At 74.4% G+C, this 23,458-nt stretch carries 24 protein-coding genes; 11 read left to right on the top strand and 13 right to left on the bottom strand.

What is annotated here, in order from left to right:
* Positions 1-85 precede the first annotated feature (85 nt).
* Positions 86-1,012: a chaplin gene (locus QUY26_RS19405; RefSeq protein WP_289948415.1), complete on the top strand. Its 927-nt coding sequence runs from the start codon at positions 86-88 to the stop codon at positions 1,010-1,012.
* 149 nt (positions 1,013-1,161) lie between these two features.
* Here QUY26_RS19405 and QUY26_RS19400 read toward each other — a convergent pair whose 3' ends face one another.
* Entirely contained in the window at positions 1,162-2,460 is a 1,299-nt protein-coding gene (locus tag QUY26_RS19400) for an NAD(P)-binding domain-containing protein (RefSeq protein ID WP_289948413.1), read from the bottom strand.
* Complete coding sequence (locus tag QUY26_RS19395; protein WP_289948410.1) at positions 2,453-3,853, bottom strand: carboxylate--amine ligase; 1,401 nt, start codon at positions 3,851-3,853, stop codon at positions 2,453-2,455. Before QUY26_RS19395 ends, QUY26_RS19400 begins: the two co-directional genes overlap by 8 nt.
* A gap of 167 nt (positions 3,854-4,020) precedes the next feature.
* Between QUY26_RS19395 and QUY26_RS19390 the strand changes: the two genes are divergently transcribed.
* On the top strand, positions 4,021-5,304 hold the full coding sequence (locus QUY26_RS19390) for a glycoside hydrolase family 26 protein (protein ID WP_289948408.1): 1,284 nt from the start codon (positions 4,021-4,023) through the stop codon (positions 5,302-5,304).
* A gap of 51 nt (positions 5,305-5,355) precedes the next feature.
* On the opposite strand, the gene QUY26_RS19385 is transcribed toward QUY26_RS19390, so the two are convergent.
* From QUY26_RS19385 to QUY26_RS19345, 9 genes are all read right to left on the bottom strand, one after another.
* Positions 5,356-6,522 carry a GNAT family N-acetyltransferase gene (locus QUY26_RS19385; protein WP_289948406.1) on the bottom strand — a complete coding sequence of 389 codons (1,167 nt, stop codon included), beginning with the start codon at positions 6,520-6,522 and terminating at the stop codon, positions 5,356-5,358.
* Positions 6,519-7,286, bottom strand: a complete 768-nt coding sequence (locus tag QUY26_RS19380) for a lipopolysaccharide biosynthesis protein (protein WP_289948403.1) — start codon at positions 7,284-7,286, stop codon at positions 6,519-6,521. The genes QUY26_RS19385 and QUY26_RS19380 overlap by 4 nt, the downstream gene beginning before the upstream one ends.
* Positions 7,283-8,440, bottom strand: coding sequence for a glycosyltransferase (locus QUY26_RS19375; protein WP_289948401.1), 1,158 nt, complete (start codon positions 8,438-8,440; stop codon positions 7,283-7,285). Before QUY26_RS19375 ends, QUY26_RS19380 begins: the two co-directional genes overlap by 4 nt.
* On the bottom strand, positions 8,437-9,156 hold the full coding sequence (locus tag QUY26_RS19370; RefSeq protein ID WP_289948399.1) for a polysaccharide deacetylase family protein: 720 nt from the start codon (positions 9,154-9,156) through the stop codon (positions 8,437-8,439). Before QUY26_RS19370 ends, QUY26_RS19375 begins: the two co-directional genes overlap by 4 nt.
* 115 nt (positions 9,157-9,271) lie before the next feature.
* Complete coding sequence (gene murJ, locus QUY26_RS19365) at positions 9,272-10,948, bottom strand: murein biosynthesis integral membrane protein MurJ (protein ID WP_289948397.1); 1,677 nt, start codon at positions 10,946-10,948, stop codon at positions 9,272-9,274.
* Complete coding sequence (locus QUY26_RS19360; protein WP_436840365.1) at positions 10,945-12,492, bottom strand: O-antigen ligase family protein; 1,548 nt, start codon at positions 12,490-12,492, stop codon at positions 10,945-10,947. Before QUY26_RS19360 ends, murJ begins: the two co-directional genes overlap by 4 nt.
* A 4-nt stretch (positions 12,493-12,496) precedes the next feature.
* On the bottom strand, positions 12,497-14,137 hold the full coding sequence (locus QUY26_RS19355; RefSeq protein WP_289948396.1) for a sugar transferase: 1,641 nt from the start codon (positions 14,135-14,137) through the stop codon (positions 12,497-12,499).
* The gene (locus tag QUY26_RS19350) at positions 14,134-15,372 is read right to left on the bottom strand and encodes a glycosyltransferase (RefSeq protein WP_289948394.1); all 1,239 of its coding nucleotides are present in this window, start codon (positions 15,370-15,372) and stop codon (positions 14,134-14,136) included. Before QUY26_RS19350 ends, QUY26_RS19355 begins: the two co-directional genes overlap by 4 nt.
* A gap of 44 nt (positions 15,373-15,416) precedes the next feature.
* Positions 15,417-16,532 (bottom strand): DUF3344 domain-containing protein, encoded by a 1,116-nt coding sequence (locus QUY26_RS19345; RefSeq protein WP_289948392.1) that lies wholly within the window; start codon positions 16,530-16,532, stop codon positions 15,417-15,419.
* Between the two features lie 283 nt (positions 16,533-16,815).
* On the opposite strand from QUY26_RS19345, the gene QUY26_RS19340 reads away from it, so the two are divergent.
* The 8 genes from QUY26_RS19340 to QUY26_RS19305 all read left to right on the top strand — a co-directional run bounded on the left by QUY26_RS19340 (position 16,816) and on the right by QUY26_RS19305 (position 21,796).
* On the top strand, positions 16,816-17,055 hold the full coding sequence (locus QUY26_RS19340) for a chaplin (RefSeq protein WP_289948390.1): 240 nt from the start codon (positions 16,816-16,818) through the stop codon (positions 17,053-17,055).
* A 295-nt stretch (positions 17,056-17,350) separates the two neighbouring features.
* Positions 17,351-18,049, top strand: coding sequence for a hypothetical protein (locus tag QUY26_RS19335; protein WP_289948389.1), 699 nt, complete (start codon positions 17,351-17,353; stop codon positions 18,047-18,049).
* 308 nt (positions 18,050-18,357) lie between these two features.
* The gene (locus QUY26_RS19330) at positions 18,358-18,636 is read left to right on the top strand and encodes a hypothetical protein (RefSeq protein WP_289948387.1); all 279 of its coding nucleotides are present in this window, start codon (positions 18,358-18,360) and stop codon (positions 18,634-18,636) included.
* A 114-nt stretch (positions 18,637-18,750) separates the two neighbouring features.
* Positions 18,751-18,999 (top strand): chaplin, encoded by a 249-nt coding sequence (locus QUY26_RS19325; protein WP_289948384.1) that lies wholly within the window; start codon positions 18,751-18,753, stop codon positions 18,997-18,999.
* A 277-nt stretch (positions 19,000-19,276) separates the two neighbouring features.
* On the top strand, positions 19,277-19,780 hold the full coding sequence (locus QUY26_RS19320) for a DUF5949 family protein (RefSeq protein ID WP_289948382.1): 504 nt from the start codon (positions 19,277-19,279) through the stop codon (positions 19,778-19,780).
* Positions 19,780-20,442 carry a vitamin K epoxide reductase family protein gene (locus QUY26_RS19315; RefSeq protein ID WP_289948381.1) on the top strand — a complete coding sequence of 221 codons (663 nt, stop codon included), beginning with the start codon at positions 19,780-19,782 and terminating at the stop codon, positions 20,440-20,442. Before QUY26_RS19320 ends, QUY26_RS19315 begins: the two co-directional genes overlap by 1 nt.
* Positions 20,443-20,514: 72 nt before the next feature.
* Entirely contained in the window at positions 20,515-20,880 is a 366-nt protein-coding gene (locus QUY26_RS19310) for a tyrosinase family oxidase copper chaperone (RefSeq protein ID WP_436840364.1), read from the top strand.
* Positions 20,881-20,926: 46 nt separating this feature from the next.
* Positions 20,927-21,796: a tyrosinase family protein gene (locus QUY26_RS19305; protein WP_289948378.1), complete on the top strand. Its 870-nt coding sequence runs from the start codon at positions 20,927-20,929 to the stop codon at positions 21,794-21,796.
* 121 nt (positions 21,797-21,917) lie between these two features.
* Here QUY26_RS19305 and QUY26_RS19300 read toward each other — a convergent pair whose 3' ends face one another.
* On the bottom strand, positions 21,918-22,184 hold the full coding sequence (locus QUY26_RS19300; RefSeq protein ID WP_289948376.1) for a chaplin: 267 nt from the start codon (positions 22,182-22,184) through the stop codon (positions 21,918-21,920).
* A gap of 219 nt (positions 22,185-22,403) precedes the next feature.
* Between QUY26_RS19300 and QUY26_RS19295 the strand changes: the two genes are divergently transcribed.
* Positions 22,404-22,685, top strand: coding sequence for a hypothetical protein (locus tag QUY26_RS19295; protein WP_289948374.1), 282 nt, complete (start codon positions 22,404-22,406; stop codon positions 22,683-22,685).
* Between the two features lie 28 nt (positions 22,686-22,713).
* Here the strand turns inward: QUY26_RS19295 and QUY26_RS19290 are convergent, their stop codons facing one another.
* Positions 22,714-23,433: a M23 family metallopeptidase gene (locus QUY26_RS19290; protein ID WP_289948371.1), complete on the bottom strand. Its 720-nt coding sequence runs from the start codon at positions 23,431-23,433 to the stop codon at positions 22,714-22,716.
* Positions 23,434-23,458 lie beyond the last annotated feature (25 nt).

Genomic DNA, 23,458 nt, shown 5'->3' with positions numbered 1-23,458 from the left:
GCCCTCCAGGTCGTGTCACCGCCGGCCTTGGCAGGCCTCCGGGCCCCAAGGCCGGCTTCCCTTCGCTCACAGGAAGACCATTAGATTGCGACAGGCCCTCACCAAAGGGGTGCTCTCGGCGGCGGCCGCGACGAGCATCCTGTCCCTGCCCGGCCAGTCCGCGTTCGCCGCAGCCGATGCGCACGGACAGGCCGCGGGCTCGCCCGGCTTCTTGTCGGGCAACAACGTGCAAGCCCCGCTCGAGGTGCCGCTGAACGTCTGCGGCAACTCGGTGAACGGCGTGGGCGTGGGAAACCCGGCCATGGGCAACTCGTGCGCGCACACCTCGTCCCCGACCGCCGAACGGGCACCGGAACGTGCCGCCCCGCCACAGCGCGAGGCCGCGCCGAAGCCCGCGCCCGCGCCCGTGCCGAAGCCCGCGCCCAACCCCGCGCCCGCCCCGGAGCGCGCGGCCCCCGCGCCCGCCTCGGTCTCCGCCCCGGCCCCGGCCCACGCGCCCGCGCAGAAGCCCGCGACCGAGCCGGAGACCCCGGCACCCGCGGACGACGGCGGCACCGGCGCCCACGGCGAGGCGTCCCACTCGCCCGGCGTGCTGGCGGGCAACCTCCTCTCGGCACCGTTCGACGTGCCGATCAACGCGTGCGGCAACGCCGTCGAGGTCGTCGCGGCGCTCTCCGGGACCACCGGCAACAAGTGCGGCCAGGCGCCCGAGGAGGCGCCCCCGGAGCCCGAGCCGCACGTGCCGCCGGTCAAGCCCGAGCGTCCCGTCGAGCAGGTCACGCCGCCCGAGCCGCCGCGCGCGCCGCGCACCGTGCCCAGGGCGCCGGAGTTCCTCCAGGCCTCCACGGCCGCCCGGCCGCCGCGTCCCGCCGTGCGCGCCGAGGCGCCGGAGCACGTCGACCAGCTCGCCGCGACCGGCATGGACCAGAACGCCCTCGCGGCCGCCGCGGCCGGCGCCGGGCTGCTGGTCGGCGGGGCGCTCCTCTACCGGCGCGGACGCAGCACGTCCTGAACCACGCGGTCGTCACAAAAGCAGCGGTACTGAAGCGGACGGGTCGACGGCGGCCCGTCCGCTTCGTGTGTGCGGCTTCGTGCGTATGGCTTCGTGTACGCGGCTCGGTGCGTGCGGCTGGGTGCGTGCGGCTTGGTGTTGCGGCGCCCTCAGTGTCCGGGCGTCCCGCTCGCGTACGGCGACCTGTCGGGGGCCTCGGCGCCGCGTGCCACCGGTACGGAGCCGAGGCGCCGCACCCGCCGGCGGACCCCCGTGACGAGACGTGCCGCCGTGAAGCCCGCGCCCTGGACGAAGCGCATCGCGGGGCCGAAGCTCGACGCGGTCGGCAGGCCGGCGACGAACAGACCGGGCAGGGAGGTCTCGAACGCGCTGTCCACGTACGGGGATCCGTCGGGGAGTCGGCGCAGGGTGTCCCGGACGCCCAGGTCGAGCACGTCGATGCGGTGGGTCAGGGCGCGGAAGCCGGTGGCCGCGAGGACGTGGTCGGTCTCGAAGACCGCGGCGCCTTCCGGTCCTTGGGTGTCCAGGAGCACCTGGCCGTCGTGATGGCGGGCGCCGGTCAGCCGGTGTCCGGTGACGATCTCGATCGCGGTGCCTGAGCCCGCTGCCCCGGCCGTCGTCCCTCCCTCGACACGGTCCCGTACCCACCAGGCGCCCGCCGGGCCGAGGGCCGTGGCGCAGACACGGGCGCGGGTGGGTTCCGGGAGCAGCCGGAACAGGCCGGGGCGTTCGGCGTAGAACCAGTTGCGCCAGCCGCAGCCGAGGCCGCTGTGCGGGGCGCGGGCCGACTGCCACCAGGGGCGGTCGAGGGAGGGCGGCAAGGTGTTCCAGCGCACCTGCGGGGCGCGCGCCAGGACGCGTACGCGGGTGCCCTGTTCGGCGAGGAGCGCGGCCGTCTCCAGGGCGGCCTGGCCCGCGCCGAGCACCGTGACGTCCTTGTCGCGCAGGGGGCGCAGGTCCGCGTGGTGGCTGCTGTGCGAGACGTGGGCGGGGCCCAGGCCCCGTACCAGGGAGGGGATTTCGACGAACGGCATGACGCCGACGGCGAGTGCCACCGTGCGGCCGTGGCAGGTCTCGCCGTCGGCGGTCGTGACGGCGAAGCCGTCCGCGCGCGGGCGGACCGACCGGATCAGGCGCTCGTCGACCGGTGGCGCGGCCCGCTCGGCGAACCACAGGCCGTACGCGGCGAAGTGCTCGACCGGCAGCGGGACCCCGTGCTCCGCGCGCAGGCCCTCGCGGGCGCAGTACGCGGCCAGGCCGTAGCGGGCGCCGGGGTCGGAGAGGTCGGAGGCCCAGGGCTCGGACTTCAGGAACATGCCGCGGGGCATGTGGTCGCGCCAGGAAGCCATGGGCTTGCCGAAGACGCGTACGTCCAGGCCCGCCGCCGCGGCGTGCGCGGCGATCGACAGGCCGTAGGGGCCCGCTCCCACGATCAGCAGGTCATGCATCGGAGACCGCTCGCTCTCTGTTCGTCGTGCCGGACAGCGGTGTGCCGGACAGCGGTGTGCCGGGCAGGGGTGTGCTGGACAGCGGTGTGCCGGGCAGGGGTGTGCCGGGCAGGGCTGCGGAGGTGGTCTCCCGTGCCCTGGTGGACAGCGTCAGCAGGATGTTCCGGGTGCCGTCCGCCAGCCGGGCGCGGGCGCGGCGCAGGACGTGGCGGCGCCAGCGGCGCCACAGGTCGGCGGCCGGGCCCGGGTCGTCGGCGGAGTCGGTGCCGGACCAGGCGAACTCCGGGGCGGGCGGCCTGCGTTCCGGGAGCCGGGGGGTGCGGCGCGGGGTGAGCCGGGTGCGCAGGGCCGTCAGCGGCGCGTAGTTCTCCACCACGAAGGCGCGGCCCGGCAGCGGGGCGGCGGCCGGGACCGGGCGGTGCGTCAGGTCGAGGTGGGCGGCGCGCACCACGTCGGTGCCCGAGCCGTCGGCGAAGAGGCGGAACTGGGCGCCGGGGCGCGGGTTGAAGTCGAGCAGGTGGTACGTGCCGGTGCGGGCGTCCCTGCGGAAGTCCAGGTCGAACACGCCCCGGTAGCCGAGGCCGGCGAGCAGCCGCCGGGCCAGCGCCCACAGGCCCGCGTCGTCCGCCCACTCGCCGACGGCCGTGAGCCCGGCCGCGCGGGGTCTGGCCCGGAGCTTGCGGCCCGTCCCGCCGCCGAACACCTCGCCGTCGCGGCCGACGTACCCGTGCACGAACCAATCGGCGTCGGGGCCGCCGGGGAGGTACGCCTGGAGCAGCAGGCGGCTGCCCGCGGTCGCGGTGCGTGCGTGCAGGTCCGCCGCCTCGCGCGGGGAGCGGACCAGGACGGCGCTGCGCAGTCCGCTGTCGCGGGGCAGCAGCCAGGGGCGGCTCCACTTCGCCACCACCGGGGCGCCCAGGGCCGTCACCGTCCCGGCCGCGTCGGCGGGTGTCGTGGGCGCGACCGTCGGTGGGTGCGCCACGCCGAGGCGCGCGCACAGGGCCGCGAGGGCGGCCTTGTCGGCGAGGCGTCCTGGCAGGCCGGGGGCGGGCCGGGGCAGCAGATAGCGGTCGGCGAGGGCGTCGCGGACGGCGTCGACGGCGAGGGCGCCCGCGTCGTCCAGGGGGATCAGGACGGCGGGGCGGCCGACGCGGGCGGCGACCCGCAGCAGGACCGCGCGGACGTCCTCGGGGGTGGCCGCGGGCGCCGGTGGCGGGTGCATGCGGTGGAGGTGGCGGGAGCGGGCGACCGGGGTGTGCTCGTCGTCGGCCACCAGGTGCACCTCCACGCCGTCGCGGCCGAGGGAGCGCACCGCTCCCAGCGTGCCGTGGTGAAAGGGATTCCGGTCGATCCGCAGCAGGACCGCGGGAACGCGTGTGTCCAGAGAATGCAAGGTCGGCCTTACTGATCGCTCGCCCAATGGGGCGATGTACGGTCGCGGAGGATTAAAGACTCGATTGGCGCAAAAGAAATACATATGACGGAACGTCAGTAGCGGCAGCGATCCATCGCGTCAGATATGTGTCAGATATGTGTGTGACCGGTCCACGAGGAGCAGTCATGAACCCACGGCGTAGCCGACGCAGCAAGGGACAGGGGCGGCGCGGAAAACGGCTGGCCTTCATCGCTGCCGGAGTGATCGCGTCGACGGCTGTGGTCGCCGTGCCCGGACACACCGCCGGGAAGGCGCCCGCAGCGGAACCGACGCCCGCGCCCGCGCAGAGCCCGGCCCAGGACCCGGCGCAGACCCCGGCCCCCGCGCAGAGCCCGGCCCCCACCGGAAGCCCCACCCCCACCGGAAGCCCCGCGCCCGAGGCCCCCGAGCAGCCCGCCATCGGCGCCTACCTCGACTACGGCCCCCTCGGCGTCGACCGCATGACCGAGCTGAGCAAGTGGCTGGACGGGACCGAGCTGCGGGTCGGGCACACGTACCTGCCCGGCGACCGGTGGAGCAACATCGAGGGCGCGCCGCGCTTCCTGGAGAGCTGGGCGCAGTGGCGCAAGGCCAAGGACGACCGGATGTTCGTCCTGAACGTGCCGATGCTGGAGCGCAACGAGGACCGCCTCGGCGACTGGCAGGTGCGCGCGATGCTGCGCCAGGGCGCGTCCGGGCTCTTCGACGAGCACTTCCGCGTCCTCGCGAAGCGGCTCGTCGACCTCGGGGTGCCGGACACGGTGATCGTGCTCGGCTGGGAGATGAACGGCACCACGTACACCCATCGTTGCGGTCCGGATCCGGAATCCTGGAAGACGTACTGGAAACGAATCGTCACCACGATGCGTTCGGTGCCGGGGCAGAAATTCAAGTTCGATTTCACCCCGAATCGCGGTCGGGACGCCATTCCGTGGACCGATTGCTATCCCGGTGACGATGTGGTCGACATCATCGGCCTCGATTCGTACGATCAGCCCAGCGGTGTGACGTTCGACCAGCAGGTGACGGAGGAGTACGGGCTCCAGCACCACGTGGATTTCGCGAAGGCCCACAAGAAGCCCATCTCGTATCCGGAATGGGGCCTCTTCCGCAACGGCGACAACGACGAGTACATGCGCCGGATGCTGAAGTGGATGGACGAGCACAAGCCGCTGTACAACACGGTCACGGACTACTGCCCGCACGGTGTGTGGCAGTGCAAGGACAACCCCAGGTCCACGAAGGTGTACCGCGAGGCGCTCTCCGGCCTGCCGGTGAACCCGACGCCGAAGCCGACCGAACCGACCGCTCCGGTGCGGCCGCCGCACTGCGCGCCGCTGGACCTCGGCGACTGGGTCGAGTACTGGCTCGGCGGGAAGCTGTGCCTGCGCTTCGACTGGTGGGAGCGCAAGGAGCGGCCGCGCGCCTGAGGGGGCGCGCGGGGCGCGGGGGCGACCGGGCCCGGCCCGGTGGCGGAACCTTTACGGGGAAGTTCCGCCACCGGGCCGCTCAGCGCTCGTGTGTCGCTGCTGCCGCTCCCGTCGCTCCCGGCGCAGTTTCCGCTCCCGGCGCACGCCCCGCGCCCACTCCCGCGCCGCCGCCTCTCCCGCGGCCGCCACGAGGAACGGGGCCGTGCGGGCGTCGGCGAGCAGGAAGCGGCGGTTGGGGGCCGGGTCGGGGCGCCAGTGGTGTTTGTACGGTTCGTCGCCGCGCAGCAGGGACAGGGTGCGCGGGTGAGCGCCAGCGGTGTGCCGGGTGCAGGCGTCGAGCATCATCGTGGCCACGTCGACCTTGCGCGCGCGCAGACTCGGATGGACGCCGTAGAGGTAGCCGCCCGCGAGCTGCGCGGACAGCAGGGTGAGGTCGGTGGCGAGCACCTCCCCGTCCACGCGGAACTCCGTGACCACCGCGTCGCCCGCCGCCACCATGGGGGGTACGGAGCGCAGAAGGTGCTCGCGGAAGCGCGGCCGGAGGTGTTCGGGCGTCACCCCGCGCCCCTGCCACTGGAGTTGGTGCAGCCGCAGCAGGGTGACGAGGGAGGTCTCCACCTCCTCGGCGGGTACGACCCGGGCCTGCACGCCGAGCGCCGTCAGCTTGCGCAGTTTGGCGCGGGCGCGCTTGGCCGTCGCCGTGGGCAGCCGCTTCAGGAGCTCGTCGACGGGCAGCGGCGGCAGTTCGAGGCAGGGGGAGTCGGTGAGCGCGCGGCGTGGGCCGCGCCAGCGCTCGTACACGCCCTCGACACAGGCGCCGGGCCGGGCCTCGCGGAAGTCGATCAGCGCGCCGCGGGCGAGCCCGCGCAACCCCTCGGCCAGCGCGTCCGCCGCGCGCTCGCGGCAGTCGGCGGCGAGCAGGACGTCCGCGAAGTCCGAGATGGCGCCGCCGAGCGGCCGCAGCGCGGGGACGGGCCGGTACACCCGCATCAGCGGCGCCGCCGCGACCAGTTCGCCGCCGTCGCGCACCAGGAGCACCCGCAGCCGCCCGGGACGGCCGTACGACTGCCACCACGAGGCCAGCCACGCGTGGCTCTGGAACGGCGTCGCCTCCTCGCACTTCTCGTAGAGCCGCCGCCAGGGCCCGGCCAGGGAAGCGAACTCGGCCTCGTCCACGCAGAGTCCGGTGGTGAGCCCGGACCGGGTCGCCGTCGTCACGCGCCGCCCCGGTCCTCGGCGGACGCGGGCCCCGGCACGGCGCCGCCGGGCAGCGCCCCGGCGGCGGCGCGGGGTCGCACCAGGAGGCCGAGGCCGCCGAGCAGGCCGCCCGCGCACAGGCCGACCAGGGCGGTCACCGAGGCGGACAGCGAGGAGGGCGCGGCGGGCGCGACGGCGCGGGAGAACGGCAGGAGCTTGACGCGGGTGCTGTCCTTGGTGTGGCCGGCGCTCGCGGTGAGCGCGCGGGACACCGCGTTCGCGAGGGTGGCGGCGTCGCCCGGCCGGTCGGCCGACGCGGACACCGCGATCATCGGGGCGTCGGGCGAGGTCGCCACCTTGACCCGGTCCTGCAGTTCGGTCGGCGAGATGCCCGCGGCGACCTGGGCGTCCCCGAGGACGGCGAGCTGGGTGGCGACCCTGCCGTAGGCCTGCGCGAAGCCGAGGGCGGTGGCCGGGTCGGCCTTGGCGCCGGGCACGGCGACGACATAGCTGGTGGCGGTGTACTCCGGGGTCTGGAGCAGCCCGTACGTGCCGCCCGCGAGGGCGCCGAGGGCCGCGCAGGCCGGCAGGACGGACCAGCGCGGGAGGCGGGCCAGGGGAGCGAGGCGGGTGCGCAGGCCGGCCGGGGGCGGGGTGTCGGCACCGGTGCCGCCCGTGCCGCCGGACGTGTTGCCGGACGTACTGGCGGACGTACTGCCGGACGTGGCGCTCGACTCGGTGCGGGCCGTGGTCGTGTCCGAAGGGGCGCTCGAAGGGGCGCTCATGGAGAGTTCACCTCCTGGTTCGGGCCGGTCAGGACGGACGCGTAGACGTCCATCAGGCGACCGGCGCTGCGGGTGATGTCGTAGTGCCGCACCGCGGCGGGAGCCGTGCGCTGCGGCGGTGGTCCCGACCTGCGCAGGCCGTACAGGACCTGAGCGAAGGAGTCGGGGTCGCTCGCGCAGTACGCGGAGCTGGTGCGCTCGTGCGCGGGCAGGCCCTCGATGGCGGGGCAGGACGCGTACAGGACGGGAAGGCCGCTGGCCAGGCCCTCCACGAGGGCGAGGCCGAAGGCCTCCTCCGGGGACGGGGACGCCAGCGTGTCCATGGCCGAGAGCAGCGACGGCAGTTGCGTGGCCGCGTGCTCCGCGCCGCCGTCACCACTGTCCTCGTGCCCGGTCTCGCCCGCGAACCGCACCCGCTCCGCGAGGCCGAGCCGCCCGGCGAGACGGCGCAGCTCCGCTTCCTGCGGGCCGGATCCGACGAGCAGGACCCGTACGTCGGACGGGAGTTGGGCGGCCGCCCGCAGCAGGACGTCGAAGCGCTTGCCCTCGGTGAGGCGGCCGACGCCGCCGATGACGAACGCGTCCGCGGGCAGGCCGAGGCGCTCGCGCGCGGCCGCGCGGGCGGCCGGGTCGAAGCGGAAGCGGTCGGCGTCGATGCCGTTGGGCACCACCCGGATGCGCTGCCAGGGCACGCCCCACCGGTTGAGGCGGGCGCCGACGGCCGGGGACACGGCGACGGTCATCCGGCCGAGCCGCTCCCCGGCGAGGTACAGCGCGCGCACGCCGGACGTCAGCGGGCGCCCCTCCATCTGCGAGTCGCCCAGGGAGTGTTCGGTGGCCACGATGGCGCGCACCCCGGCGACCCGGGCCGCGATCCGCCCGTACAGGCAGGCGCGGTAGAGGTGGGTGTGGACGACGTCGTAGCGGCCCGCGCGGATCAGGCGGACCAGGCGGGGCAGCGCGGCCACGTCCCGGTTGCCCGCCATGGCGAGGTCGGTGACGCGGGTGCCGTCGGCGGTGATGCCGCGGGCGACGCTGCCCGCGTTGGTGAGGGTGAGGACGTCGCAGGTGGCCGGTACGTGGCGGAGCAGCAGGCGCAGTTGCTGCTCGGCGCCGCCCATGCCGAGCCCGGTGATGATGTGCAGGACCCTCACGTGGTCACCGCCGCCGGGAGCGGGATGTGGTCCGGGCGCAGGGTGCGGCCGCGCGGCCCGCCGGTGACCTGCTTCAGGCGCAGCCGCAGGGCGGTGTCGTTCTGCCCGATGTGGACGCGGGGCAGGGCGAGCGGTCCGGCGAGGTCGCCGGGGGCGATGGCGCAGGCGTACGCGTACCCGGCGGCGCGCACGGCGCTCAGGACGCGGGGGTCCGCGTAGCCGTACGGATAGCAGAATCCCCGTACGTCGCGGCCCGTCAGGTCGGCCAGGACGGACCGGCTGTCCGCGACCTCGCGGCGCAGGGCGCGGTCGTCGGCCCGGGTGAGGTCGACGTGCGTCAGGCTGTGCGAGGCGACCTCCATGCCCTGCTCCGCGGCGGCCCTGATGCCGTCGGCGTCGAGGAGGGGCTTGCGCGGGCCCAGCGGGTCCCAGGCGTTGTCGCCGCCGAGCCTGCCCGGCAGGACGAAGACGGTGGCGGTGCAGTCGTGGCGGTGCAGCAGGGGCACGGCGTGGTCGAGGAAGTCGGCGTAGCCGTCGTCGAAGGTGAGCCCCACGAGGCCGTGCCCCCGCCCGTGGCGGCACGCCTCCAGGAGGCGCTCCATCGAGACGCCGCGCAGACCGCGGTGGGCCAGCCAGGCCAACTGGGCGTCGAGGCGGTCGGGGGAGACGGTGATGTTGTACGGGTCGTCGGTGGAGTCGGCCACGGAGTGGTACATGGCGATCCAGGGCGCGGAGCGCGTCGGGCGGTGTGCGGGGGCCCTTGGGGGTGGGGTGGACTCCCCGGACGGCGTCCGGTCAGTGGGGTGAGCGGGTCTCCCGGAGCGTGTGGGGTCAGCTGTCATGGCGTCGCTTTCGTGTGGCGGAGCAGGGGGTGCTGAGGCGCGCGGTCGCGGCGCGCAGAGCCGGTACGCGGAGCCCCCACCCGACCGCCAGGAACGACACCCCCACCACCAGGCCGCCCGTCACCACCGCGGCCACCGGCGGGCCGACGTGGTGGGCGCACCAGGCACCCAGGGCCGCCGAGGACGCGGCCGCGAGGGTGAGTCGGCCCAGTTGGGCGGCGACGGCGCGGGTGCGCAGGGGGAGGGCGCGCGGGCCGAGTGCGTGCAGCAGGAGCACCGCCGTGACGCAGATCCCGGCCGCGTTGGCGCCCGCGATGCCGTACACGCCCCACGTGCCCACGGTCAGGAAGCCGATCCCGGCCGTCGTGAGGAGGCCGATGCCCATCGCGGCCAGCGGCGCCCAGGTGGCCCTGCCGACGGAGAAGTGGGCGCGGGCGAGGGCGCCCACCAGCGTGTGGCCGAGCAGGCCGAGGGCGTACACCCGCATGACGGCGGCCGTCGCCTCGGTGTCCGCCGCCGTGAACGCGCCGCGCTGGAAGAGGAGGTGGACCAGGTCGGGCGCGACGGCGACGATCGCCGCGGCGCCGTAGAGCACCACGCACCCGGCGAGCACCAGGTCCCGCTCGACCCGGTCCCGCGCCCGCTCCGTCTCGCCCGCGGCCAGGGCCCGCGCGACCACGGGGAAGGTGACCGTGCACAGCATCAGCGACAGGACCATCGGCATCTGCGCGACCTTCTGCGCGTAGTTCAGGTGCGAGATCGCCCCCGCGGGCAGCGAGGACGCGAGGAAGCGCTCGATGAGCACCTGCGACTGACGGCACAGCGCGAACAGCAGCACGGTCCAGATGACGGCCGTCTCCAGACGTACGGCCTGCTCCCCCCGCGGGACCCGCCCCGCAGCCCCGCCCCGCAGCCGCAACTCCCGCCACAGGAAAGGCGCCTGTACGACGACCATCAGGACGCCGCCGAGCGCCACCCCCGTCGCGGCCGCGCGCACGCCGAGCGGCGCGGCCAGCAGGAACAGGGCGGCGATGATGACGGTGTTGTAGACCACGTACACGGCGGCGGGCGCGGCGAAGCGCTGGTGGGCGCGGAGGGCGGCGCTGCAGTAACCGGCGAGCCCGAAGCTCAGGGCACAGGTCGCGGTCAGCCGGGTGCAGTCGACGGCGAGCCCGGGGTCCGGCAGGCCCGGCGCGAGCGCGGCCACCAGGAGCGGGGCCGCGGCGATGAGCGCGAGGCACCCGCCCACGAACCACAGGGTCATTCTCGGCAGGGAAGCGGCGACCAGGGCGCGTACCGGATCGGGCCCGGGACCGGCCCCGCCGGCCGCCGCGCGCCGCGCGAGCGCCAGGCTGAACGCGGGCACCAGGAAGAACGCGAGCCCGTCCTCGATGAGCAGCGTCGCCGCCATCTCCGGCACGGTCCAGGCCACCAGGAACGCGTCGGTCGCGCTCCCGGCCCCGAAGAAGTGCGCCAGCACCTGATCGCGCACCAGCCCGAGGAGGGACCCGGCGACGGTCAGGACGGCGGTCACGACGGCGGCCTTGGCGAGGAAGGCGTTGCCGGGGTCGGCGGCGGGGGGTGCGGCTGTACGAGGCTCGGGGCCCGGCTCGACCGCCCCGGCCCCCGTCTCCGCCCCCGCCTCCGTGCCGGGCAACGTCGTCATCGCACCCCCGCCACGGCCCGCGCGGCGCCCGCCTCGTCCGGCCCCCCGGCCTCGTACGAACTCCCGATCCCGTCCCATCCCCCGACCCCCTCCGATCCCCCGACCCCGTGCGATCCCCCGACCCCGTCCGGCCCCCCGCTCCCGTCCGAACTCCCGCTCCCGCCCCCCGAGTCAGCCCCCCGCCCCCGCAGCGCCCACCACGCGCACCCGCCGAGCGCCACCGCCGTGAGCACCGTGGACGGGCCGCCGATGTCGGCGTACATGAAGTCGACCAGCTGCCAGACGAGCAGGCCGCAGGCCACCAGGGCGCAGTCGAGGCGCGCGCCCCCGGCCCCCGCCCGGCCGCGCCGGGGCCGGACCCGCGCCCACCCCCGCACCGCGCAGACCAGGAGCGCCAGCCAGCTGCCCGCCAGGGTGAGGAGGCCGAGGAGGCCCTGCTCGCCGAGGACGAGGAGGTACATGTTGTGCGGGGAGAGCAGCGGCTGGCGGCGGAACTCGCTGCCCGCGCCCGCCGTGTCGCTGCCGGAGGACAGGGCGAGGGAGGCGTGGCTGTCGCGGTGTTCGGGGAAGCCCTTGAGGCCGACGCCGGTCACCGGGTGGTCCCGCCACATGTCGACGGACGCCGCCCACATCGCGTACCGGTCGGTGACCGACTGGTCGGGGGCGTCCGTGACGTCGGTGATGCTGGTCAGCCGGTCCTGGAGCAGCTGCGAGCCGAGGCCGAGCCCGGCCACCAGGACGACACCCGCCGCGACCGCCACGAGCACGGCCCGCAGCGCGTGCCGCACCCCGGCGAGCAGCAGCACCACCCCGCAGGCCGCCACCGTCGCGATCCACGCGCCGCGGCTGAACGACAGCGCGAGCGGCACGGTCAACAGCGCCGCGCAGGTCAGCGCGGCGGCCCGCTGCCGGGGCGCGTGCGGCCGGAAGGCGAGGGCGAGGGCGGCGATCAGTCCGTACGACACCACCGTCGCCATCCCCATGACGTCCGTCGGCCCGAACGTGCCCACCGCCCGGATGTCCGCGCCCATGTACGACGCCCCGGTCCCGGTGAGGTTCTGGTGCACCCCGACCGTGCCCTGGAAGAGCGCGAGTCCGACGAACGCCCAGGCGAGGAACCGGAATTGGCGGGCGTCCCGGATGAGGACGAGGACGGCCGCGGGGACCAGGACGAAGACCTGGAGGTAGCGCGCGGCCCCGGTGACTCCGGTCGCCGCCGACGAGGAGGCGCACGCGGCCGCGGCGATGCCGACGACGGGCAGGCCGAGCACCACGGCGGCGCCGCGGGTCAGGGGGCGGCGCGCGGAGCGGACGACGTGGACGAGGGCGCAGCCGACGACGAGCGCGGAGAACGCGTCGGCGGGGGTGCCCCCGGAGCCGTCGTCGCCCGCCGGGACGGGCAGCGTGAGCAGGGCCAGGAGCACGACGACGGGCAGGACGGTGGCCGCGTGGCGGAGGGCGGGCGGCAGCGAGGCGCGCGGGCGCGGCTGGGGGCGCGAGGGCGGGGACGGGGCCGGGGCCGGGTGCGGCAGGGCGTGGTCCACGCGATCAGCTCCCCGTGCGGCGCAGCAGGCACCCGACCGTGCGCAGCAGGATGCACAGGTCCTGCCAGAGCGACCAGCTGTCGATGTACGCGTTGTCGTAGCGGCACCGGTCCTCGATGGAGGTGTCCCCGCGCAGGCCGTGGATCTGGGCGAGGCCGGTGATGCCGGTCTGCATCCGGTGGCGGTACGCGTACTGCGGGTGCCGCAGGCTGAACCGGTCGACGAAGAAGGGCCGTTCGGGGCGCGGGCCGACCAGGCTCATGTCGCCGCGCAGCACGTTCCACAGCTGGGGCAGCTCGTCCAGCGAGGTGCCGCGCAGGAACCGGCAGAAGGGGCTCATGCGGTGCTCGTCGGCGACGCTCCACCGGGTGGCCGACTCCTGGGGGTCGGCGGGGCGGTGGGTGCGGAACTTCAGGAGCGTGAACAGCCGCCCGTCCTTGCCGACGCGCTCCTGGCGGAACACCACGCCCGGGCCCTCGGTGGCGCGCAGGACCAGCGCGCAGGCGAGCAGTAGCGGGCCGGTGAGCAGGAGCAGGGTGCCGGACACGACGATGTCGAGCGCCCGTTTGCCCGCGCTCGGGCGCGGCCGGTCGGCGGCCACCAGCGGGCGGCAGCGGAATCCGGCCACGAACAGGGGGCGGGCGCGGTCGCGGGGTGCGAGGACGGCCGGGCCGTGCGGGTCGACCTCCCACAGTTCGCAGCCGAGTCCGCGCAGGGCGGTGACGCGGGCGTCGTCGGCGGGGGCGCGGCCGGACAGGAGCAGCACGGCGCGGACGTCGTTCTGGATGACGGCCCGGTGCAGTTCGTCGTCGGAGGACAGCAGGGGGAGTTCGGGCGCGACGCCCACGTGCCGCTCGGGCCCGCCGCCGTGCCCGCCGTCGGCCCCCGCCCCCCGCTCGGTCTCGTACGCGACCGCGTACTCCTTGTACTCCCCGTCCCCTGTCCCCCCTGTCCCTCCTGTCCCTCTTGTCTCGCCTGTCTCGCCTGCCTCCCTCGCCTCCCCCACGACCCCCACCGGCCGCACCCCGCACCGCGGTCGCCGCAGCAGTGCCGCCGCCACGCTCCGCGCCTGGCCGCCGTGGCCGAGCACCAGGACGGGGCGGGGCCTGCGCGCGGCAGCCGACCTGCGGTGCCAGTGCGCGAGGGCACGGCCGCCCGCGCCGAGCACGCCGTGCAGCGCGGCCGCGGTGAGCAGGGTGGCCGGGGGGAGCGGGGTGAACGAGGTCATCGGGGGGAGGACCGGGGCGAGCGCCGGGGTCAGCGCGGGGGTGACGGTCGCGACGGCGCACCAGGCGAGGGCGATCCGCCAGGCGAGCGCGGGCAGTTCGTCGAGGAGGGACGGCGCGAGCGTGTCCTCGTACAGCCTGCCCTGGGCGTTCAGGGCGAGGACGCCGGTGAGGAGCAGGGCGAGCAGGACCGGGGAGCGGTACGGGTCCGGGAGCAGCAAGGCCGCGGTCACGGCGGCGAGCGCGTCGGCGGTGAGCGGGGCGAGGGCCCGCCGGCCGCGGTGGACGGGCTGCCCGCCGCGGCGTCCGGCGCGCCCGGCCGGTGCTCCCCGGGGAGCGACGACGAGCGGCCCGGTCCGGTGCCGCTCGTGCTGCCGTGGGTGTCCGGACGACGAGGTGACGGTACGTTCCGCGCTCACGTGGTGCTGCACTCCCTGTGCTCGATGGGCGCCGGGCCCAGTAGTTCGCGGTACACCGCTTCGACCGCGGTCGCCGTACGGCGCACGTCGTGGTGGTCCAGGACGTGCGCGCGCCCCTGGGCGCCGAGGGACTCCCGCAGGGCCGGGTCGCGCAGCAGGGCCGTCAGGGCGGCGGCCAGCGCGTCCGGGTCCTCGGGCGGGACCAGGGCGTGGGCGTGGTGCGCGGGCGGCAGGCTCTCGCGGGCGCCGTCCACGTCGGTGAGGACGACGGGCCGGGCGCAGGACATGGCCTCCAGGGGCGCGAGGGCCATGCCTTCCCAGCGGGACGGCTGGACGACGACGTCGGCCGCCCGGTACCAGGGCGCGGTGTCGTCGGCGGCGCCCACGAACGTCACGGACGAGCCGACCCCGTCCGCGGCGCCCACCGCCCCGGCGAGCCCCGCCCGCAGCGCCGCCGCGTCGGGCCCGTCGCCGACCAGCACGAGCCGGGCCCCCGGCACGCGCGCGACCACCGTCGGCCAGGCGCGCAGCAGGACGTCCTGCCCCTTCTGCCGGCACAGCCGCCCGACGCACACCACCCAGGGGGCGTCCACCGCCCGGGAGCCGTCAGGGCCCGACGGACCGCCGCCCCCAGGGAGCGGCCCTCCACCCCCGAACAGCAGCTCCGCCCGCGCCACCCCGCGCTCGCCCGGCACGAACCGCTCCGGGTCGATGCCGTTCGGCACGATGGTGCAGGGGCCCGCGATGCCCGCGCGGCGGCCGGTGTCCCGTTCCGCCGCGCTGACGCAGAGGGTGCGGGCCGTCCAGCGGGCCGCGTGCCGCTCCCAGGTGCGGGCGAGCAGCGCGACGCTGCCGTCGACGGCCTCGAACGACCAGGCGTGCGGCTGGAAGACGGTCGGTACGCGCCCGCGCACGGCGACCCGCGCCGCGAGCCCCGCCTTGGCGCTGTGCGCGTGCACCAGGGTGGGCCGGACGGCGTCCACGACCCGGGCGAGGTCGCGCACCTCGGCGCGCAGGCCGGGGCCGGGGGAGCGGGCCGCCGCCCACGGGTGCACGGGGACGGGTCCCACGGAGCGGGCGAGGGTGCCGCCGTCGGGGCAGGCCAGGTGCACGTCCATGCCCGCCGCGCGCTGCGCCCTGACCAGGTCGACGACGACGCGGGCGACGCCGCCGTCGACGGGCTGGCTGACGTGCAGGACGCGCGGCGCGGGAGAGGAGTTCGACGGCAGTTGCATGCACGACTCCTTGAGTTCCTTGGGTCAGGACGACGGAATACGCGCTACCGCCGCACGTCGACGGCGGCGAAGAGCACACCCGTCCAGGCCGCGTCGCGCCCCGCCGCCATCCGCACCGTCAGGTCGCCGCGCTGTCCGCGCAGCCGGTCGGGCAGGCGCAGCACGTCGGAGTCGTAGCCGAGGGTGTTGGCGTACGCCGGGATCCTGCGGGCCGGGCGGCCGGGCTCGCTGACGGTCGAGTTCAGTACGTCGTCGGCGGGGTTGGCGCGGTCAGAGAGTGGCACGGACCTGCCGCGCCCGGCGGACACACGCACCGTGTCACCGCGCACGCCCCGATCGCCGTCGTACGCCACGAGCCCCACGACTCCGCCCCCACGCGCCCCATCGGAAGCCAGCGGGACGCCTTTCATCCGCACCGTGTGCCGCTTCCCGGTTACTCCGAACGTGTCGAACCCGTCCCACAGCGCGATTGACCGCTTCGGCAGCGCCGCGTTCTCGTACGCCACCACCAGCGTCCAGCCGCCCCACGCCCCCGCCTTGGAGTGCCCCATCGCGACGTTGACCTGTGCGACGGTGTAGAGCCCGGAGCCGGAGCCGCGGACCAGCGAGGTGACGTCGGCGGACGCCTGGAACGCGTCCGCGCCGCCCGCGACCCGGTGGCCGGTCAGGGTGTCGGCGAGGACGGCCCGGTAGCTGCCGCCGGGCTCGGCGATCAGCACCCGGCCGTTGTCCTTGGGCGGCTTCTGCTCCCCGACGCGGAGGTTGCCGCCCCAGTAGAGCCGGGCGTACGAGACCCGGGACCCGGCGGGCAGCCGGAGCTCGCCCGCGCTGGAGTTGTACGTGTTCGGGTCGCGGTCGATGTCCGTGTAGAACATCTCGAAGTCGTGGTTCGCGCCGGGAGCGCCGCGGCGCACGTCCGCGCACGGGGCCGCCGCGCGGGACACCGGACGGCGGCAGGTGATCGCCGAGTTGGCGGCCCGGACGATCCCGCCGCGCTGGACCGCGTGATAGCGCTGCGCGAAGGCGATGCGCGCCTTCTCACCGTCGGGGGCGGCGGCGTGCGTGCCCGGAGCGGCGGCGCCGGTGCCGGTCAGCGAGAGGCACCCGGTGAGGGCGAGCAGGACGGCGAGCACACGACGCGGGCCCAGAAGATGACGCATGACGGCACTGGCCTTCCACGGTGCGGTTAGTCGCATTAAATGTGTGGATCTGAGCGCGTATGACGGAAATAGACTCAGAAGGAAGCGCAACAGTAGCGTTTATTGCGGGAGTTTCTGATGACTTGGTGACGTGTGTCGGATTGGTGAAGCGTGTGGCCGAACCGCGAGGAATACATCACTCATCTGGGCGCACAACCGACTGCCGGGGAACTCAGTTGATCCCCACACCGGGCATCACGCACGGGTTCAGCATCACCAGCATCAGAACAAGGAGCAGTACTCCATGTCGCGTACCAGCAAGGCCCTTGCCCTGTCCGCCGTCGCCGCCGCCGCCGTCGCCGGTGGCGCCGGTGTCGCCGCCGCCGACAGTGGCGCGCAGGGTGCCGCCACCCACTCCCCCGGCGTCGTCTCGGGCAACGCCGTCCAGGTGCCGGTGCACGTTCCCGTCAACGTGTGCGGCAACAGCATCAACGTCATCGGTCTGCTGAACCCGGCGTTCGGCAACACCTGCGTCAACGACTGACGTACAGCCGTTCGGCGCACAGCGCCTGACACTGAGTCGGCACAGCGGCGGTCGTCCCCGGTCCGGGGACGGCCGCCGCTTCGCGTGCGCGCGCTTTCGGTCGGAGTACTCCGGTACCCCGGATGGCCGTCGCCCGCGCAGGTCGCGGACGCCCGCCGCCCTTCCTTCTCACCTGCGCCGATGTCGTTTCCGCCGTGACTGGCGCGCTGCGGTGCGTGGTCGCTCGGTTGCGGACCGTGGTTGCCGTTTAGACGGTGATCACAGGATCCGACGCACCACTGAAAGGGAATGACCTATGCGAGCTCTGCCTGTACGGCGCATCGCGACCACCTTCCTGTGCACCGCGCTGCTGCTCGGCACCGCGGGCCCCGTCTATGCCGCGACCCACGACGACACGGCGCGCGAGGCGGCGGCCGCCGCGCCGCAGGCACCCGTCCCCGGCGCCGACGCGCTCCTTGCGCAGGCGAAGGCGCTCGGCGACCTCGGCGGTGTGCTCACGCCGGTCACCGACCTGCTCGACGCCGCCCTGAAGGCGGACAACGGCCAGCTTCCGGCGGCGGACGCCGCGAAGCTCGGCGACGCCGTCAAGGAGGCGATCGCGAAGGTCACGGCCGCGGTCCCCGACGCCCCCGTGCCCGCCACGGGGACCTCGCAGCTCCCGACGACCCCGCAGCTCCCGGACACCCCGCAGCTCCCGGCGACCCCGCAGCTGCCCCTGGGCGGCGCACCGGCCGCCAAGGCGCCGATGGACGTCAAGGGTGACGCCCTGGCCGCGCTGCAGAAGGCGGTCGACACCCTCCTCAAGGCCGTCACCGCGGGCGACCCGACGGCCGTCCTGCCGGCGGCGACGGCCGTCGTCACCGGACTGGTCAACGTCCTCGTCGCCACCGTCCTCGGCGGCGGCCTGCCGGTGCCGGACCTGCCGGGCCTGCCCGCGCTGCCGAAGCTGCCGACCGACGCGCTGCCCAAGCTGCCGGTGCCGCTGCCGGTCTGAGTCCGGCCCCGCACCCCTCACCACCCGTCGCTCCCGTACCCGGGGCGGCGGGTGGCGTCGTCGTCCCCGCTTGATGTCCCCGCTTGAAGTCCTCGTTTGAAGTCCTCGTTTGAAGTCCTCGCTCGAAAAATACGCCAGTTGATATGAGAATCACGGCCCCGCATTCATCCGTGCGGGCCGGGGTGAAATTTCCTCTCAGGGGTTTCCGTACCGTCCTGCGCTCGTTGGGCGTAGTGAACTCAAGAGGCAGGCAATCGCCGCCCGAACGGTGCCCCCAGGCGATCGAAGTCGCCGAAGAAAGGAACACGATGAAGTCCCTCAAGGCTGCCGCTGTCCTGGCCGGGTCGATGGCCGTCGCCGGTGCCGCCGCGCCCGCGTTCGCCAGCGACCTGACGCCCACCAGCCTGAACGGCGGCCTGGAGACCGTTCTCGGCCAGTCGATGCTGGACACCAAGCCGGTCAGCACGAACATGCTGGACACCGAGAACAAGGACTCCGTCGTCAACACCGTCAAGGACACCGCGGAGGGCGTGAACCAGGGCGGCGGTCCGGCGAAGCTGCTCGGTGGACTTCCGCTCCCCAAGTAATCGAGCATCCGACCAATCGGATGAATGAGGGGCGGGGATCCATGGGCGTGTTATTGCGAAGCTTTCCGCATTCATGTCCATAGGCTGACGCAAACCCAAGGAAAGGTTTTGATCATGAAGAATGTCAAGAAGGCCGCTCTCGTCATCGCCGCCGCAGGACTCGCCGCGGGTGCCGCCTCCGGCAGCGCCTTCGCCAGCGACGACGGTGCCAGCGCCGAGGGTGCGGCCGTGGGCTCCCCGGGTGTCGGCTCCGGCAACCTCGGCCAGCTCCCGGTGCACATCCCGGTGAACGTGGTCGGCAACACCGCGAACCTGGCCGGCGCCCTGAACCCGGCGTTCGGCAACTCGGGCACCAACGACTGAACGCCCCTCGGGGACGCCTCCGCACCCGGAGGCGAAAGGGCCGGCCCGGCGACACACCGCCGGGACCGGCCCTTCGGCGTCAACCGGCCCTTCGGCGTCAGTGGACCCGCTCCGGCGCACTCGTCCGCCGTCGGTGGACCCATATGTCGGCCACGGCGGACCGGCCGCGTCAAACCCGAGGGCCCGCTGACCCCATCGTGTGATGCCGTTGCGGCGCTGCGCCAGACAGGTGACAAAGGGATTCGGGCGGCCCCCGGGCGTCTATAGCGTGCAGCCCATGACCTCAACCTCCAACGAACAGCGCACCTTCCGGGTGACCGACCTCGGCACCCTCGCCGTCCTCGCCTGGAGCGGCGAACACCCGGAGGACGAGCAGGACATGGCCTTCCTCCTGGCCTACTCCCTGGGCGACGCCGAAGGCGGCCCCGAAGCCACGGCCGAGGCCATGCGCACGCTCCTGCGCAACGAGCAACTGCCCCTCGGCGGCCCCGTCCTCGACGGCGCCCGCACCCCCTCCCTGCCCGTCAGCCTCCTCGTCGAGGCCGAGCAGGCCGTCGTGAACATGCCCCACGTCAAAGCGCAGTGCGTCGTCCCGCCCGAGTGGCTCGCCGCCGTCGAACAGCGCGGCCACGCCTACTTCATGATCACGACCGTGGCCTGGCCCGAGGGCAAGCCCGGCAGCCCGGTCTCCGAGGAGGCGCTGCGCGACTTCGCCGGCTCCGAGGACACCCTGCTGAACGCGGCCCACTGCCTGCTGCCCGTGCGCAGGCTGCGCGGCTGATGCGCGCCGTCGCGACCACGGGACGGGTACCGGCGCAGGCCGCCGCGGCCCCGCCCGCCACCGCCCCCCGGCCGGAGAGCTCCCGGACGGCCGGGGGCGGGCGCGGCCTCGCCCTGCTGCTCGTGCTCACGGCGGCGGCGGGGCTGCTCGCCTCCTGGGTCATCACCCTCGACAAGATCGAGCTCCTGAAGGACCCGGACTACGTCCCCGGGTGCAGCATGAACCCGGTGGTGTCCTGCGGCAGCATCATGAAGAGCGAGCAGGCCGCCGCGTTCGGCTTCCCCAACCCGCTCCTCGGTCTCGCCGCGTACGCCGTCGTCCTCTGCGTCGGCGCGAGCCTCGCCGCCGGGGCCCGCTTCCCCCGCTGGTACTGGCTGACCTTCAACGCGGGCACGCTCTTCGGCGTCGCCTTCTGCACCTGGCTGCAGTTCCAGTCGCTCTACCGCATTCACGCGCTGTGCCTCTGGTGCTGTCTGGCGTGGGCCGCCACGCTTCTCATGTTCTGGTACGTGACCTCGCACAATGTGCGCCATGGATTTCTGCCCGCGCCCGCGTGGCTGCGTACGTTCATGAAGGAATTCACCTGGGTCCTCCCGGTGTTGCACGCGGGCGTCATCGGCATGCTGATCCTCACCCGTTGGTGGGATTTCTGGATGAGCTGACCGCGTTTCGTCGAAACCGTTCCCGCGCGGGAGGAGAATGCCGCGGTGCCGTCCGAACGCAGAGTCCACCGGTTGACACGCCGTCATCTGATCACCGTCGCGGCCGCGGCGACCCTCGGAGCCGTCGGCGCCTTCCGCGGGTTGCGCGCGAAGGACGAGCCGGAGGGGCTGCCGGGGTCGCCGGGCGGGCCCGGATTCGACGAGACGTACCGCGGCCGGCGCATCCAGGGCGAGCCCACGACGGGCGAGCGCGACCACGGCCCCGACGGCTGGCGCGTCACCGTCGACGGGCAGCCGCTCGGCCTGATGCGCCGCTCCGACGGCAGCTACCTGAGCATGCTCGACCACTACCAGTCGTACGCGACCCCGCTGGCGGCCGCCCGCGGCGCGGTCGACGAACTCGGCCCGCACCAGGCCCTGAGCGGCCGACTCCACTGACCCCCCGCCCGCACCGGGACCGGAGAACGGACGGACACCGACGGCCATGGTCCACACGCGCAAGAACCAGAGGAACCTCACGCGGGCCGAGCGGCGCCGGTTCGTCGACGCCGTGCTGCGCGTCAAACGCCGGGGCGAGTACGACGAGTTCGTCCGCACGCACATCGACTACTACGTCTCCGACGGCGACGACGGGCTGCGCGTCGCCCATATGACCCCCAGCTTCCTGCCCTGGCACCGCCGCTTCCTGCTCGACTTCGAGCGGGCCCTGCGCCGCGTGGACGACGGCGTCACCGTGCCGTACTGGGACTGGACGAAGGACCGCAGCCCGGCCGCGTCCCTGTGGGGCGAGGACCTGATGGGCGGCAACGGGCGGCGCTCCGACCGGCGGGTCATGACGGGCCCCTTCGCCCGCGGCAACGGCTGGGTCGTCAAGGAGGCCGTGACCGACGGGGACTTCCTCACCCGTGACCTCGGGCGCCGCGCCGACCCGCTGGAACTGCCGACCCGCCAGGACGTGGAGTGGGCGATGGCGGAGACGGTGTACGACGTCGAGCCCTGGGACTCCACCTCACGGCGCGGCTTCCGCAACCGCCTGGAGGGCTGGACGCGGGAGGACGGCAGCGCGCGCTGGCGCAATCACAACCGGGTGCACCGCTGGGTCGGCGGGCACATGCTCGGCGGCGCCTCCGTCAACGACCCCGTCTTCTGGCTCAACCACGCCTTCGTGGACCTGCTGTGGAGCCGGTGGCAGCGGCTGCGCCCCGACTCCGCCCCCTACCTCCCGGCGCAGCCGCCCACCCTCGGCGACGCGCAGTACCAGCGCGTCGTCGCCCGCCGCGAGGCGATGCCGCCGTGGCGGACGACGCCACAGGACATGCTCAGCCACAAGTCGGTCTACCGGTACGCCGAGTAGGACGCCGAGAAGCACGCCGACCGGCACGCCGAGGGGCACGTCTACCGGGACGCCGAGCAGTACGGAGCGAGGCCCGCGCAGAGCGAAGCCCCCGGCCGCGGCCGGGGGCTTCGCTTCGGCGTCACTTGCCGTAGCCGCCGTGCATCTCACCCTTGTTGACGCAGGTGTTGCCGAACGCGGGGTTCAGCAGGCCGACGAGGTCGACGGTGTTGCCGCAGACGTTCACCGGGACGTTGACGGGGACCTGGACCAGGTTGCCCGAGAGCACACCGGGGGAGCCGACGGCCTTGCCCTGCGCGCCCGCGTCCGCCGAGGCAAGCGCGGCACCGCTGAGTACGACGGCACCGGCGCCGAGCGTGACGGCGGCTGCCTTCGCGATGCGAGACATCACGTTCTCCTTTTACTGGGGAAGTACGGCCGCATAGGAACGACCGCAGTTCCTCTAACGCACGGTGTTGACACGAAGTCACGCCGCGTGAGGCTTTGCGTATTCGTGTCGTACGGGGGGTCGAGGAATTCCGGAGAACGGTCCGGGACGGGGTGGGCTTCCTGAGTGACAGCGGTCCGCGAGCCGTATCCTTCACCGCCCCCGGGCGTTTGTGAGGGCATGACATCAGCACGCCGAATCATGGCCGCCGTCTCCCTCGCCGCCGGTGCCGCCGCGCTGGCCGCGCCCGCCGCGCACGCGTCCCCCGACGCGTCGACGGCGTCCAAGATCTCCGTCCTGGACACGATCGACGACCTGCAGACCTCCGGCATCCCCGCCGAGCGCCGGGCCGAGGTGCCCACGGTCGCGAGCCAGCTCGGCGGTCTGCACCAGCTGAACCAACTGCACCAGCTCACCGACCTGGTGGCGCCCGTGACCAACGCGGTGCCCGCCGTCCAGTAGCCCGCGGCCGAGCGCTCCGGACAAGCCGCTACAGCAGCCGTACCCCTCGCCTGGCCAGGTAGGAGACGGGGTTGATGTCCGAGCCGTAGCCGCGCCGGGCCCGTATCTCCAAGTGGAGGTGCGGGCCCGTGGCACGTCCGGTGGCGCCGCTGTAGCCGATGCGGGCGCCGGTGCGGATGCGCTGGCCCTGGCGCACCGAGATCCGCGAGAGATGCGCGAACAGCACATAGCGCTTGTCCGGCATCCGCACCGTCACGGCCTTGCCGTACGCCCCCGACCAGCGGGCGAGCACGACGACACCGCTGGTCACCGCGTACACGGGGGTCCCGCGCGGCACCCCGAGGTCGATGCCGGTGTGGTGCCCCGCGGCCCAGTTGCCGCGCACGCCGTAGCGCGAGGTGACGCGGTAGCGGCGGCGCAGCGGCCGGGTGTAGCGGGCCGTGGGGGCCGCGGCGGCGCCGAGTCCGCGGCTGTCCTCCACGGGGAGCAGGGCCTCCGCGGCGGCGAGGTCCGCCTCGAACCTCTCGTCGAGGTCCGCGACGCACGAGTCGTCCTGCGCCGCCTGCGCCTCGTCACCGAAGGCCCAGTCGCCCTGCTGGTGCATCCAGTCGTCGTCGCCCTCGTCCGCGGCGGCCGGGGGAGCGAGCGCCCCTGACAGCGCTCCGCCGGCCAGCAGTCCCGCGGCGAGTCCGAGTGCGTCCCGTCGTGTGGTGCCCGCTTCGCGCGGGCCGTCTATGCCGTAGCCCATACCTGCAAGGACACGCGCGACGGCC

This window comes from Streptomyces flavofungini (assembly GCF_030388665.1).
Taxonomy (GTDB): Bacteria; Actinomycetota; Actinomycetes; order Streptomycetales; family Streptomycetaceae; genus Streptomyces; species Streptomyces flavofungini_A.
This window is presented reverse-complemented; position numbering and strand designations above follow the sequence as displayed.